Origin of the sequence: Acinetobacter sp. ACIN00229, from assembly GCF_016106645.1 — a bacterium.
Classification (GTDB): Bacteria; Pseudomonadota; Gammaproteobacteria; order Pseudomonadales; family Moraxellaceae; genus Acinetobacter; species Acinetobacter oleivorans.
The window spans coordinates 199,158-213,768 of record NZ_JADWOM010000005.1; the positions used below are offsets into that span (position 1 = coordinate 199,158).

A 14,611-nucleotide genomic window follows, 5' to 3' on the forward strand; every position below is an offset into this window, starting at 1 on the left:
CAAGAAAATATTTAATACGATTAATAAGTTAATTAAAGATTATAAATTTCTTTATTAAACAGAGAGATAAAGTAACGGGAATAACGGCACAAAACAACATCGTTTTGTGGTTAATTATCGATATAATAGCCGCGGTTTTAAGAAAGATTAAATTTAGTTCTTGGTATAGGTCTGATCCATGAAGCATTTCCGATTTTCGATATTTTTTACGGTGGTGTGTTTAGCACTATCCGCGTATTGGGGTTTTACCCATGGACCTGAAGCTGGCGTGTCTACCATGCTTAAAGCTTTAACGATTACAGCGATTTTAGCGGTAATGGAGGTCTCTTTATCTTTTGACAATGCTGTCGTAAATGCATCGGTTCTACGTAATTGGGATCCGTTCTGGAAAATGATCTTTTTAACGGTAGGTATTTTAATCGCCGTTTTTGGTATGCGTTTGATTTTCCCTGTCGTGATTGTTGCTGTAACCGCTGATATGGGTGTTATTGAAGTGGCAAAATTGGCACTCAACGATCCAAAAACGTATTCTGAGCGCTTAATGGCACACCATGCTGAAATTTCAGCTTTTGGTGGAACATTCTTATTATTGGTTTTCTTAAACTTCTTCTTTGATGATGAAAAAGAAACCCATTGGTTCAGATGGCTTGAATCTAAACTTTCAAGTTTAGCTAGCGTACCTGCAATGTCTGTTTTTATTGCTTTGATCGCTTTAATTGTGATGGCTGGTTATGTAGATGACCATCAACGTTTAGCAGTGACCATGGCCGGTATTTGGGGCATTGTGGTTTACATTGGCGTTGAAGTATTAAGTCATTTGTTAGGTGGTGAGCCTGAAATTGATGAAAATGGTAATGCTGTATTACAAGATGGCTCGGGTGCTGCGTCTGGTGTGGTTAAAGCTGGTTTAGGCGGTTTCTTATATCTTGAAGTATTAGATGCATCATTCAGTTTTGACGGTGTGATCGGTGCTTTTGCAATTACCAGCGACGTTGTTGTGATTATGTTAGGTCTTGCAATCGGTGCTATTTTTGTCCGTTCAATGACTGTTTATCTTGTTGAAAAAGGTACGCTAGATGCTTACGTGTTCTTGGAACATGGTGCACATTACGCAATTGGTGCTTTAGCATTCATTATGATTGCAAGTGGTACAGGCGTACATGTACCTGAAGTTGTGACAGGTTTAATTGGTGTAGCGTTTATTGTGTGGGCCGTTATTGCTTCAATCCAATATTCGAAGCGCGAGCAACAGTCGCCTTAAGCTAATTTTCAGTAAAGTTCGATAGAATAAAGAGGCTGAATGCCTCTTTATTTTTTTAAGCTGAAATCGTTAATTTAAATAAGGTGTCCCGTATTTTTAGAAACGAATCGGCTTATAATTTGCCTAGTTTGATAAACGTGTATTGATATGATGAATGCTTTGGAACGTCGCTCAACTTTTGCCTTAAGTAGTATTTTTGCGCTACGCATGTTGGGTTTGTTCATGATTATTCCTGTCTTTTCTGTAGTCGGGCAGTCATATCAATATGCAACTCCAGCACTCATTGGTTTGGCTGTGGGTGTCTATGGTTTAAGTCAGGCTATTTTACAAATTCCTTTTAGCTTACTGGCTGACCGTTTTAGTCGTAAACCTCTCGTGGTACTTGGCTTATTGCTCTTTGCTATTGGCGGTGCAATTGCTGGTTTATCTGACACGATTTATGGCGTGATTATTGGTCGTGCTATAGCAGGTGCGGGTGCAGTTTCAGCAGTCGTGATGGCGCTTTTGGCAGATGTTACGCGCGAAGAGCAGCGTACTAAAGCCATGGCAGCCATGGGCATGAGTATTGGTCTGTCTTTTGTGGTGGCGTTTAGCCTTGGGCCTTGGCTCACAAGTCTTGTCGGCATTTCTGGTTTGTTCTTTGTCACGACTATTATGGGTTTAATCGCGATTTTGATGTTATTGCTTGTACCTAAAGTAACTCGTCATCATCGTAATTATCAGCAAGGCTACATAGCGCAGCTTAAGCAAGTCATTCAAATGGGTGATTTAAACCGTTTACACGTTTCGGTTTTTGCATTGCATTTATTGCTGACTGCCATGTTTATTTATGTGCCTTCACAGCTTATCGAGTTTGCCCATATTCCTTTAGCCAGTCATGGTTTGGTGTATCTGCCACTACTAGTAATTAGTCTGTTTTTTGCATTTCCAAGCATTATTGTGGCTGAAAAATATCGCAAAATGCGAGGCATTTTCTTAACGGCAATTACAGGCATTATTGCAGGTTTGTTGCTGCTTATATTTGGTTATCAATCAAAATATGTATTACTCGCAGGCCTAGGTATTTTCTTCATTGCCTTTAATGTGATGGAAGCTTTATTGCCATCTTGGTTATCAAAATGTGCGCCAATTCAATCAAAAGCAACTGCTATGGGTGTAAATGCCAGTAGCCAGTTTTTAGGTGCTTTTTTTGGTGGCACACTAGGTGGTCAATTATTGATGTTACATAATACTGCGATTGGATGGAGTGTCTTAACAGGGATTGCTATAATATGGTTGCTAATTAGTTTTGGTTTAGCTCAGCCGCGGTATTTGTCATCGATTGTGTTGCCATTACCGCAAGTGCAACAGGTGAATGAGTGGACCACACAGCTATTGGCAATTCGTGGTATAGAAGAAGTTGTGGTGATGCCTGACCAGCAAGTTGCTTATATTAAAGTCGATAAACAGACTCTTGATGAGGCTGCGCGACGTGATTTAACGCAGTTGTTCGGTAAAGAGGTAGCCATTTAAGCATAACTCTTATAAAGTAAAACATAGAAATGAATAGGATGAAGACAGCTAATGCGTGGTGTAAATAAGGTTATTTTGGTTGGTACTTTGGGTCGTGATCCTGAAACAAAAACTTTTCCAAATGGGGGCTCGCTGACTCAATTTTCAATCGCGACAAGTGAAGCTTGGACCGATAAAACTTCAGGTGAGCGTAAAGAACAAACTGAATGGCACCGTATTGTTTTGCATAACCGTTTAGGTGAAATTGCTCAGCAGTTCCTACGTAAAGGTTCTAAGGTTTATATTGAAGGTTCATTACGCACGCGTCAGTGGACTGATCAAAATGGTCAAGAGCGCTATACAACAGAAATTCGTGGCGAACAGATGCAAATGTTAGATGGTCGTCAACAAGGTGAACAAGGTTTCGCTGGCGGTAATGATTTTAATCAACCACGTTTTAATGCACCTCAACAAGGTGGTAATGGTTATCAAAATAATAACAACCAAGGTGGCGGCTACGGCCAAAACAATGGCGGTGGTTATGGTAGCCAAGGTGGTTTCGGTAATGGTGGCAACAGCCCACAAGGTGGTGGTTTCGCTCCTAAAGCGCCACAACAACCTGCGTCTGCACCAGCTGATTTAGACGACGATTTACCGTTCTAATCAAAAGTTTCAAAAAAGGCGAGTTTATCTCGCCTTTTTTATTACTCAACTCCGAGCAAACGTATTAGGGCCGTGCCAGCCGCTGCTAAGCAAATTACCAATAAAAGCGGTACTTTTTTCCAAACCAAGAGAAGTGCTAGCCCAACACCGAATATACGCGCGAAACCTGCAAAATCTTGGCCTTCAAAAAATGTCGTCGTGACTGCAATCGCACAGAGTAAAACAGTCGCACCGTTTGAGAGTAAAACTTGGTATTTTTCAGAAAAAGTAAACTTGGCGCCTAAGTGAAAACCAGCAAAACGAATCCCATATGTTCCAAGTGCTAACAAGCCTATTCCTAAAATAATGAGTAATTGTTGATTCATTTTTTTCTACCAAATATTAAGCCAAAAAGTGAAATTAGAATTGGAAGTCCTGAGGCCAAAAATGGTGTGGTAATCAGTGCCAAAGTTGATCCGGCAAATGCAGCTTTTCGAGTAGATTTGTTCTTTAAAGCATTAAAAGTAAGTGCAATTAAAATGGCAGGGAAAATGGCATCTAGACCGAACGTTTTTGGGTCTGGAATGGCACTTCCAATAAAATAACCGGCAGTAACACCGAGTGGCCAAGTCAGCATGATGCCTATACCACATAGCCAGTAAGCGGCTTTTTTTGTCTCGAAATCGGGCTGTGCCATGCCAAACAAAACGCTTTCATCGTTCATGATATGAGCACCGAAATATCGAGAGAATTTACCTCTGATTAATTCATTGACCGCAATACCAAAAGGTAAGTGTCTTAAATTAACGAGTAGTCCTGCAATCGCAGCAGCAATTGGGCTACCACCTACAGCCAAGAATCCAATAAAAATAAATTCAGCAGTTCCTGCGAGCACAAATACAGATAAGCAAAGCGGGATCCAGAGTGCTAAGCCATAACTTGCGGCGAGTGAACCTAAAGACATACCAACAACACTGGTTGCTAAACAGACAAAGAAAATCGAGCGGGTGGTGTCTTTACTAAGTTTCTTAATCAGAGAGTATGTGGACATAGGATGATATAACGAACGATTTTCCATTATAATGAATAAGTCTGATCGTTTTGTCAAAACGAACGATCGTTTTTTTTATAGAACGGATGTGGTGAATGTCTCAGCCAATTGAAATTATTGCTAAAGGTTTAACGCGTGAACGTCAAAGAGCAGGGCTTTCATTGGCAGAGGTTGCTCGTCGTGCAGGTGTTGCTAAATCTACACTGTCACAATTAGAGGCAGGGCAAGGTAACCCAAGCATTGAAACGCTATGGGCACTTTGTGTTGCACTCAATATTCCATTTGCACGTTTGATGGAAGAACCGAGCAATCAGGTACAAGTCATTCGCTGTGGTGATGGGCCAACGGTGAGTTCCGAGATTGCCAATTACAAAGCAATTTTGTTGGCGACTTGTCCACCGCATGCGCGCCGCGATGTGTATTTATTGATTGTTGAGCCGGGCGAAGACCGTCTTTCAGAACCTCATCCAGTTGGTTCTGTGGAGCACATTATTGTGGTCGAAGGTAAAGCTTTAGTGGGCTTAATTGATGAGGCTGTTGAACTAGGTGTTGGAGACTATATTTGTTACCCTGCCGATCAGAAACATATCTTTAGAGCCTTGGAAATAGGTACAAAAGCGTTATTAATTTCTGAACAAAACTAAAGAATTCCAATCTTATTAAAGTGAAACTTAATTATTTTCATAATAAAAACTTAAAACCATTTACCAGCATTTCAGACAAAAAGAGCCAATTTTGCGTATAAATTTTGCAATTGGCTCTCTCTTTTATTCGAAAAATGGCTCTCGTTTCTTGAGTGCCGAAACGACAAATTAAAGCCATTGGAAGTATGCATACGGAAGCGCCGGATAAGCTCAGTGAATTTTCTGTTTTAGGAATTGAGCAAAACGGCTAAATTTTTAGGGGATATTTTTTGGCTTCGGAGGATTTCCGAGTCTAGCCGATATCCTCCATATATTAAGGAAAATGATATGGCAGCTCATCAAAATGGTTCTGAAGCCAATCACTCCCAAAGTTTAAAACATGGACTCAAATCACGCCACTTAACGATGATCTCGATAGCAGGGGTTATTGGTGGCTCTCTCTTTGTTGGCTCAGGCAGTATCATCTACAACACAGGTCCTGTGGTTTTCTTAACCTATGCTTTAGGTGGACTACTCGTTTGGTTCATCATGCGTATGCTAGGCGAGATGGCCGTTTTAAACCCCGACAGTGGCTCTTTTTCAACTTATGCGGACCGCGCAATTGGTCGTTGGGCAGGTTTCTCAATTGGGTGGTTGTACTGGTGTACGCTGGCAATGCTCATGGGCTGGGAAGCTTATGTGGCAGGTAAAATTTTAAATAACTGGTTCCCGTTTATACCGATCTGGGTCTATATGACTGTCGTCATTGGTGCACTGGTTGCAGTCAATTTGCAGAACGTAAAGAACTATGGTGAATTCGAGTTTTGGTTCGCTCTCATCAAAGTCATTGCGATTGTGATCTTCTTGGTGATTGGTAGCTTAGCCATCATGCATTTGTGGCCTTGGGGTAATCCAGCTGCATCTGGTATCAGTAATTTAACCTCTCAAGGCTTTATGCCTAATGGTGGTTCATCCGTTATTACCGCCTTACTTGGGGTCATGTTTGCTTATATTGGCGCTGAAATTGTGACTGTAGCAGCGGCAGAGTCTGCAAACCCATCTAAAGAAATTCGTAAGGCTTCGAACTCAGTGGTTTGGCGAATTATTTTATTCTACGTCGGTTCAATGTTTGTTGCGGTATGTTTAATTCCTCACAACAATGAACTTTTGAAAGATTCGACTTGGGGAACTTATAGCGTTACGTTGTCTGCGCTTGGTATTCCGGGTGCGCGCCATATCGTAAACTTTGTGGTTCTAACCTCGGTATGTAGCTGCTTTAACTCAGCGCTTTATACGTGTTCACGTATGTTGTTCTCATTATCTAAACGTGGTGATGCACCGAAAAGCTTTGGCTCTGTAAACAGTAAAAGTAGTCCGTGGGTGGGCGTGATTGTGTCATGCTTCTTCTCTGTAATTGCTGTGGTTTTAACTGCAACTAAGAGTATGGATGTTTACGACTTTTTCATGCTAACGACGGGTGCAGCAACACTGTATGTGTACCTGACGATTGCTTATTCTCAGCTTCGTATGCGTAAAAAACTAGAAGCTGAAGGCGTGAAAATTGACTTTAAAATGTGGATGTTCCCTTACTTAACCTATGTGGTGATCTTTGCGATTATTGGGGCCATTTTGACGATGTTAATTGAAGGCACTTATTTTAAAGAAGTGATTTACACCACTGCATTGTTCGGCATTATTGTGTTCTTCGGATTGTTGTCTGAAAAATTGGGTTGGGGTAAAGAGCGTCGCGAAACCCATTTAACCCATACGCATGAAGAAAAGTTAGTTTAAATTTTTAAATAAAAAAGAGCCTCACAATGAGGCTCTTTTCTTATTTAGGACAGAAAACAGTTAATTCAGCGTAGGTACGCCTGCTTCACGTAAGCACTGGAGCAACACGCCGAAAGCCATTACCATGTCTTTTTCATTTACACAGGCAAAGCCCATCAGTAGTCCGCGCTCTGCGTGAGCATGCGATTGCATGTAGTACTGTGAAAGTGGTCGAACTTTGACACCACGTTCAAGTGCGGTTGTTGCAATCGCGACGTCATCGCAAGAGTTTGGCAGTTTTAAAACTAAGTGTAATCCTGCTGCTTCGTCATATTGATGAATAAATTCGGGGCCAAGATAGCGTTTAATCAGACTGACTAAATAATCGCGTCTCTTTCCATAAAGTAAACGCATACGACGAATATGCGCTTCGTAATGACCTTCACGAATAAATTCAGCTAGAGCTTTTTGCTCAAGCAAATGTCCACCCCGATACAGTTCAGCTGCCACAATACGTAGGGGTGAAAAGAGTGGTTTAGGCACCACCAAATACCCAATTCTTAAAGATGGATAAATGGTTTTACTAAACGTGCCCATGTACAGCACAGGTGCATCATTTTCTAAGCCTTGTAAAGATGGATACGGTTGGCCTGAGAAACGAAACTCACTGTCGTAATCATCTTCTACAATCCAGCTATTGTGCTGGCGGGCAATCTCAATCAGTTTGCGTCGACGATCTAGGCTTAAATGTGAACCCAGTGGATATTGGTGTGATGGCGTGACAAAAATTAATTTGGGTGGTTTAACTGGATTTTCTTCAGGGATAATACCTTCGGCATCGACTGGCATGGGTTGAATATCTACACCATTAATACGTAAAGTGTTGCGCATTCCCCAATAGCCTGGATCTTCAATCCAGACGCGATCACCAATATCACTAAGCGCACGCGAAACTAAGTCAATCGCTTGGTGAATACCTTCGGTAATAATAATCTGATCAGCATCGCACTGGACTGAACGTGCAACGCGTAAGTAATCTGCCAAGGCACTTCGAAGCTCAATACAGCCACCAGCATTGCTGTAAATTAAACGGTTGATGTCAGGTTCTCGGCTTAGGCGGGCCTGAATGCGACTAAAAATATGATGGGGAAACTCGGTAACATCGGGCGCTCCCGGCACGAAAGCGCCCCATTGGTGTGGTGAGGCTGCGGCATAGCCTAATAAGTTTGAGCCACGATTTGAGAGCGCATAAGAGTTTTGAACTTTCGGGCTTGAAACTACTTTTTTCTTATTTTGTGTATTTAAAAAACTCTCCGGTAGTTTTTCGGCAACCCATGTGCCGTGTCCCGTACGAGCCTCTAAATAGCCTTCAGCTTGTAGCTGTTCGTAGGCGGTAAGAACAGTATTTCTCGAAACATGAATTTCACTGGCTAAGTCACGGGAAGCGGGCAAGCGTGTTTTAGGCTGAATGACGCCATCAATAATGGCACCACGCAGACAACGGAAAAGGCGCTGATGTAGTTTACCTTCGGTGTCCTGTTGGAGCCGTTGTAATAAATGATCTCCAAGTAAACTACGCAATTGGCTCTCTCCTACAGTTAAAAAATGGCTCTCGTCAGTTGCCGCCAGACGAGCGAAATTACATGCATAGGCAGTCGTTGTAAAGCACCCTGAAAATTAAGCACAGGATGCAAAAACCAAAGCTGCAACTGATGATGAAAATATGAGGGAATCAAATGGATAATCAACATTCTGCACTTAACGCACGTAAACAGCAAGCAACTCCACGTGGTGTAGGCGTGATGTGTCAGTGGTATGCAGAAAAAGCTGAAAATGCCACGCTTTGGGACAAGGAAGGCAACCAATTTATCGACTTTGCTGGTGGTATTGCGGTTTTAAATACAGGCCATCGCCACCCTAAAGTCATTGCAGCGGTGACAGAACAACTCACTAAATTTACTCACACTGCCTATCAAGTAACACCTTATGAAAGCTATGTGGCTTTAGCTGAGCGTATTAATGAGCGTGCCCCAATTGCTGGTCCTGCTAAGTCAGCTTTTTTCACTACAGGTGCAGAAGCAGTTGAAAACGCGGTGAAGATTGCTCGTTGTTACACTGGTCGTCACGGCATTATCACTTTTGGTAACGGCTTCCACGGTCGTTCATTTATGACGATGGCAATGACAGGTAAAACTGCACCTTACAAACGTGATTTCGGTGTGATGCCAGCGGGTGTGTTCCATGCACGTTACCCAGTGCCTGCTAAAGGTATTTCAGTGGACGCGGCAATTGAAAGCGTTGAAGATATTTTCAGTGAAGATATTGCACCACATGATGTTGCAGCAATTGTGCTTGAGCCAGTACAAGGTGAGGGCGGTTTCAATGTGGTGCCAGCTGAGTTCTTAAAACGTTTACGTTCAATTTGCGACAAGCACGGCATTTTGTTGGTTGCTGACGAAGTGCAATCAGGTTTTGCCCGTACTGGTAAATTGTTTGCAATGAACTATTACGAAACTAAAGCAGACCTCATCACCATGGCGAAAAGCTTGGGCGGCGGTTTCCCAATTTCAGGTGTTGTTGGCCGTGCAGAAGTGATGGATGCACCAAACCCAGGTGGACTTGGCGGTACTTACGCAGGTAGCCCAATTGCGGTTGCTGCTGCGCACGCTGTAATTGATGCGATTGAAGAAGAAAACTTGTGTGACCGTGCAAATGAATTAGGTGCTGAGTTAGTTGTTGCACTTAAAGATATTCAACAAGCAACAGGCGACGTGGTTACTGATATTCGTGCTTTAGGTTCAATGGTTGCAGTAGAGCTTGAAACGGCTGAACAAGCAAAAGTTGTACAAAACTATGCAATGGAAAACGGGTTGTTACTTCTTACTTGTGGTAAATACGGTAATGTAATTCGTTTCTTATATCCATTAACCATTCCTGCTGAACAATTCCGTCAAGGCCTTGATATCTTGAAACAAGGTTTTGCAACTCTAAAAGCAGGTAGTGCAAAAGCAATGGAGCAATCTGCATGATTCAAAATAATTTGCAGTATTTATTAAAACATCCTGATATTTCATTAGAAGCACCTGCATCAAATGATTATATCGAGGTTAATGATGCTGCTACGGGTGAAACTTTGGCATGGGTAAAAACCTATGACCGTGCAGGGGTTGAAGCCGCAATTAATCGTTCAGCAAAAGCGCAGGCTGCTTGGAAAAAGCAAACTGCCTTGGCGCGTGCTGATGTGTTATTGGCATGGTACAACCTCATGCTTGAGCACAAAGAAAATCTAGCTCAAATCTTAACGGCTGAGCAAGGTAAACCATTGGCAGAAGCACGTGGTGAAATTGGTTATGCAGCATCATTCATTCGCTGGTTTGCTGAGCAAGCCCGCCGTGTTGATGGTGAAGTCTTAACACCAACCTTGCCAAACCAACGTCTGCTCGTGATTAAACAAGCGATTGGTGTTACAGCTGCAATTACGCCGTGGAACTTCCCCGCTGCCATGATTACGCGTAAAGCAGGTCCAGCCATTGCTGCGGGTTGTTCAATGTTGGTTAAACCAGCAGAGCAAACGCCGTTAACAGCATATGCCCTTGAAGTATTGGCGTTACAGGCAGGCTTACCAGCTGATGTTTTAATTAACATTAGTGGTGATGCGGTTGAAGTGGGTAAAACACTATGCGAAAGCGATATTGTTCGTAAGTTAAGCTTCACAGGTTCAACCCAAGTGGGTCGTATCTTGATGCAACAATGTGCGCCAACTATTAAAAAGCTTTCACTTGAACTCGGTGGTAATGCACCAGTTGTGGTATTTGACGACGCTAATCTTGAACAAGCTGTTCAGGGCATTATGGCAAGTAAATATCGTAATAGCGGTCAAACCTGTGTTTGTGCGAACCGTATTTATGTTCAAGATGGTATTTACGATGCGTTGGCAGACCGTTTGGTTGAAGCCGTGTCTAAGCTGAAAGTTGGTGACGGACGTCAGGAAGGTTCAACTCAAGGGCCTTTAATTGATGAAGATGCGATTGCAAAAGTTCAGTCTCATATTGCAGATGCAACTGAGAAAGGCGCGACAGTTCGTATTGGTGGTCAGCGTTCGGCACTTGGCGGTACATTCTTTGAACCGACTGTGTTAACTGGCGTAACGCAAGACATGAAAGTATCTAAAGAAGAAACTTTTGGTCCACTTGCACCACTGTTCCGCTTTAAAACTGAAGATGAAGCAGTGGCGATGGCGAACGATACCGAGTTTGGTTTAGCTGCTTATTTGTTTACTCAAAGCACAGCTCGTCAATGGCGAGTGGGTGAAGCACTTGAGTACGGTATGGTCGGTATTAACACAGGCGCAATTTCAAATGAAGTTGCTCCGTTTGGTGGCGTAAAACAGTCAGGTCTAGGCCGTGAAGGTTCAAAATTCGGCATCGAAGAATATGTTGAAATGAAATACCTATGCGTAGACTTATCGGAGTAAGGAGCAAAGCGATTTCGTTTTGTTCTGAACGAAAACATGCAGTTATGCTGTATGTGATGTTTCACAAAAACCGGTCATGCCCATTCATGACCGGTTTTTTTATTTAAGTTGGCAGATATCCTTCATGGCTTTCGGGTAAACGTCTGAGTTCTTCAATCAGCGTTTCAATGAGTTTTTCGACCACCAGACGTTGACCTTTTCTAGACACATAGACCAGTTGTAGCATGCCAATATTCGACTTCCAGTCAGGAAGAATATGAATAAGTGTGCCTTTACGAATTTCCGATTCAACAGTTAAAAAGGGAAGGTCGGCAATGCCTAAGCCATCCATCACTGCATAGTAGACCCCTGCTAAGTCATTACTTTTGATTCGTGGTTGATAAGGCACATCAACTGATTCACCGTTACGAATATTGCATAAATGCCAAATAGGGTTTTGTTTTTGAGTACCTAAGCTGATACTTGGAAAGTCTTGTAATTCGGAATAATGCTCAATAATACGGCCTTGCAGTAATTCAGGCGAAGCCACCAGACAGTGGTCGGTTTTAATCACATCCCGAACAATTAAATTTGAATCTTCATTCGGTTCAAAGTTGGTCCGAATCGCGAGATCGATATCATCATGCAAGATATCTACCCGACGGCTGGTCAGCTCAAGCGATATTTCAACTTTAGGATAAGTTTTTAAAAACTGATTTAAAATTTTTCTAATTTGAAAATGCATCATTAAAGGTGGGCAGCTGACTTTTACTACTCCTTGAGGCTCACTTTTTTGCTTTAACAAAACGTTTTCTGCGCATTCAACTTGGGCAATAACTTTGCAGCATTCTTCGTAGAACTCTTGGCCTAAATCGGTCACTTTAAAATGGCGAGTTGTTCTTTGAATGAGGCTAACGTTAAATTTATTTTCAAGGTCAATAATGCGTCGGCTGAGCTTAGATTTACTAATATTTTCGGCTTCACTGGCCGCACTAAAGCCGCCGTGTTTTACGACTAAATAGAAATAATAAAAATCATCAAAAGAGCTTATCAATGTCCGATCAATCCATTTAAATTTAAGATTAGAGCGCTTAAGCACTCTAATCTTGGCAATTCAGCTTATTTTTGCGATGTATTGAAGCTATAGCTGGTCATCAGATTGCGGTAATCAGGAATATGATTTGAGAAGAGGGCTCCTAAGCCTTCTACGTCATTACGCCAGTCACGGTGTAACTCACATGCCATGCCGAACCAAGTCATCAGCTGAGCACCTGCTTTTGACATACGGTCCCAAGCAGCATCACGGGTTAATTCATTGAAAGTACCAGAAGCATCAGTAATCACAAACACTTCAAAGCCTTCAGCGAGTGCAGATAAAGCAGGGAATGCCACACAAACTTCAGTGACCACACCTGCAATAATCAGTTGTTTTTTACCTGTCGCTTTGACCGCCTTTACAAAGTCTTCATTGTCCCATGCATTGATTTGACCAGGACGTGGAATAAATGGCGCATCTGGAAAAAGCTCTTTTAATTCTGGAACTAAAGGGCCATTTGGACCGTTTTCAAAACTGGTAGTAAGAATAGTCGGTAAATTGAAATATTTCGCAGCATCTGCAAGCGCTAATACGTTATTTTTAAATTTATCTGGATCGATATCTCGAACTAAAGAAAGTAAACCTGCTTGGTGGTCAACTAAAAGTACCGCAGCATTATCCTTGTCTAAACGTACGTAATCTTGAGCCATTTTTATATCCTCGTGTTATCAAAATAAATAATCAAAAATTATTAAGTAGGTCATCAGTGCCTAAAATTATGCTAGATGAGTTTGTTGTCGTGATTAAGTCTAAAAAATAGGATTAAGAATTTTAAAAATAGGACGATCTTAAAAAGAGTACTTCAAACTTTATGATTGTCTCATAGATGAAATAATGTGTTGCTAATCCTGATCTATAAACTGCAATTATTGAGGCGTAAAATCAATCTCAGTTCAAGAAAATCCTACATATATAGGAGAGATCAGATGAAGAAATTTCTTGGTGCATATCAAAATAACCACATGCATTGGGTGGGTGATGGTTTCCCTGTATATAACCTATTCTCTTATGACCGTTTAGGCCAAACCTTAAGCCCATTTTTGCTACTCGATTATGCAGCGCCTTATACCTTCTCGCCAACGATTGAACAGCAAGGTGTAGGCTCGCATCCACACCGTGGCTTTGAAACAGTGACAATCGCCTATCAAGGTGAAGTGACTCATAAAGACTCAAGTGGCGGCGGCGGAACCATTAAAACTGGTGATGTGCAATGGATGACTGCGGGTGCAGGCGTGTTGCATGAAGAGTTCCATTCTCCTGAATTTGCAGAGCATGGTGGTCTTTTTGAAATGGTGCAATTATGGGTAAATTTACCTGCTCATTCAAAAATGACGCCTGGAAAATACCAAGCAATTGAAGCGAAAGAGATTCCAGACATTGCGTTAGACGAGCATGGTAGCCATTTACGTGTGATTGCTGGTGAATATGCAGATGCAAAAGGTGCTGCAACTACATTTAGTCCATTAAATGTATGGGATGGTAAATTGGTTAAAGGCCAAAAACATACCCTCTATGTACCTGAAGGGCACACCACGCTTGTTGTGATATTAGATGGCGCGGTTGTGGTCAATGATGCTAATCGTCTTGAAGGTAAAACCGTTGCGATTTTGTCTCGTGAGGGTGTTGAGTTTAGCTTAAATGCAGAAGAAGACACTAAATTCTTAGTGTTGACTGGTCAACCACTTAACGAACCAATCGAAGGTTATGGTCCATTCGTAATGAATACCAAAGCCGAGATTATGGAAGCGATTAATGATTTTAATCGTGGAAAATTCGGTTCAATCATGCAAGAAGGATAAATTGTTTAATTGCGCTTAATCCGCTATTAAAACAAAGTAATAAAAAGCCCGCTATCAAGTGTGAATAGCGGGCTTTTTCGCTGTAAAGATTCTGTTTTTATGATGGTTTTCATTGTTGTTGCGGCATTGTTTTATGTGATTTGGTTCTCATTATTGTGGCTCTATGATATCTCAAAAAAAGATAGTTGTAAAACATATGATATAAATATAGTTAAATTATCTTATTTTATTTAAAAGATTTTTTTTAAATTTATAAAAAATATCAGTTTTTATATGACTGTATATTTTTGTAAAAAAATATAAAAAGCTAGCCTGTCTGTTAGGTAAATATTTTCTATATAAATTGATGCAAAAAATAAAAATCTGGTAGTTTTTAATACGGTGTTTTTTTAGGGTATGAGTGATAATCAAAAAAATTCTCGAAA

13 protein-coding genes are annotated in these 14,611 nt (G+C 41.5%); 8 read left to right on the top strand and 5 right to left on the bottom strand.

The window, feature by feature from the left end:
* The first annotated feature begins 178 nt into the window (after window positions 1-178).
* From I7H67_RS06540 to ssb, 3 genes are all read left to right on the top strand, one after another.
* Complete coding sequence (locus I7H67_RS06540) at window positions 179-1,261, top strand: DUF475 domain-containing protein (RefSeq protein WP_005300706.1); 1,083 nt, start codon at window positions 179-181, stop codon at window positions 1,259-1,261.
* Window positions 1,262-1,408: 147 nt separating this feature from the next.
* Window positions 1,409-2,773, top strand: a complete 1,365-nt coding sequence (locus I7H67_RS06545; protein ID WP_005300707.1) for an MFS transporter — start codon at window positions 1,409-1,411, stop codon at window positions 2,771-2,773.
* Window positions 2,774-2,824: 51 nt separating this feature from the next.
* Window positions 2,825-3,415: a single-stranded DNA-binding protein gene (gene ssb / locus I7H67_RS06550; protein WP_004789979.1), complete on the top strand. Its 591-nt coding sequence runs from the start codon at window positions 2,825-2,827 to the stop codon at window positions 3,413-3,415.
* A 41-nt stretch (window positions 3,416-3,456) separates the two neighbouring features.
* Here the strand turns inward: ssb and I7H67_RS06555 are convergent, their stop codons facing one another.
* Window positions 3,457-3,780: an AzlD domain-containing protein gene (locus I7H67_RS06555; protein WP_111855172.1), complete on the bottom strand. Its 324-nt coding sequence runs from the start codon at window positions 3,778-3,780 to the stop codon at window positions 3,457-3,459.
* Entirely contained in the window at window positions 3,777-4,472 is a 696-nt protein-coding gene (locus I7H67_RS06560; RefSeq protein WP_151822333.1) for an AzlC family ABC transporter permease, read from the bottom strand. Before I7H67_RS06560 ends, I7H67_RS06555 begins: the two co-directional genes overlap by 4 nt.
* 68 nt (window positions 4,473-4,540) lie before the next feature.
* Here I7H67_RS06560 and I7H67_RS06565 point away from each other — a divergent pair, with 68 nt between their 5' ends.
* Together I7H67_RS06565 and I7H67_RS06570 are read left to right on the top strand one after the other, a co-directional pair.
* Complete coding sequence (locus I7H67_RS06565; protein ID WP_151822332.1) at window positions 4,541-5,089, top strand: helix-turn-helix domain-containing protein; 549 nt, start codon at window positions 4,541-4,543, stop codon at window positions 5,087-5,089.
* 327 nt (window positions 5,090-5,416) lie between these two features.
* Window positions 5,417-6,859: an amino acid permease gene (locus I7H67_RS06570; RefSeq protein ID WP_198307406.1), complete on the top strand. Its 1,443-nt coding sequence runs from the start codon at window positions 5,417-5,419 to the stop codon at window positions 6,857-6,859.
* A gap of 60 nt (window positions 6,860-6,919) precedes the next feature.
* Here the strand turns inward: I7H67_RS06570 and I7H67_RS06575 are convergent, their stop codons facing one another.
* Window positions 6,920-8,419, bottom strand: coding sequence for a PLP-dependent aminotransferase family protein (locus I7H67_RS06575; protein ID WP_151822331.1), 1,500 nt, complete (start codon window positions 8,417-8,419; stop codon window positions 6,920-6,922).
* 155 nt (window positions 8,420-8,574) lie between these two features.
* Here I7H67_RS06575 and gabT point away from each other — a divergent pair, with 155 nt between their 5' ends.
* Window positions 8,575-9,867, top strand: coding sequence for a 4-aminobutyrate--2-oxoglutarate transaminase (gabT, locus tag I7H67_RS06580; protein WP_004789969.1), 1,293 nt, complete (start codon window positions 8,575-8,577; stop codon window positions 9,865-9,867).
* The gene (locus I7H67_RS06585; protein ID WP_151988731.1) at window positions 9,864-11,312 is read left to right on the top strand and encodes an NAD-dependent succinate-semialdehyde dehydrogenase; all 1,449 of its coding nucleotides are present in this window, start codon (window positions 9,864-9,866) and stop codon (window positions 11,310-11,312) included. Before gabT ends, I7H67_RS06585 begins: the two co-directional genes overlap by 4 nt.
* 103 nt (window positions 11,313-11,415) lie before the next feature.
* On the opposite strand, the gene I7H67_RS06590 is transcribed toward I7H67_RS06585, so the two are convergent.
* Both I7H67_RS06590 and ycaC read right to left on the bottom strand, forming a co-directional pair.
* Window positions 11,416-12,390, bottom strand: coding sequence for a LysR substrate-binding domain-containing protein (locus I7H67_RS06590; protein ID WP_198307407.1), 975 nt, complete (start codon window positions 12,388-12,390; stop codon window positions 11,416-11,418).
* Window positions 12,391-12,410: 20 nt separating this feature from the next.
* A complete protein-coding gene (gene ycaC, locus I7H67_RS06595; protein WP_002052204.1) occupies window positions 12,411-13,037 on the bottom strand; it encodes an isochorismate family cysteine hydrolase YcaC in 627 nt (208 codons plus the stop codon).
* Window positions 13,038-13,313: 276 nt separating this feature from the next.
* Here ycaC and I7H67_RS06600 point away from each other — a divergent pair, with 276 nt between their 5' ends.
* Window positions 13,314-14,186 (top strand): pirin family protein, encoded by an 873-nt coding sequence (locus tag I7H67_RS06600; RefSeq protein ID WP_198307408.1) that lies wholly within the window; start codon window positions 13,314-13,316, stop codon window positions 14,184-14,186.
* Window positions 14,187-14,611 lie beyond the last annotated feature (425 nt).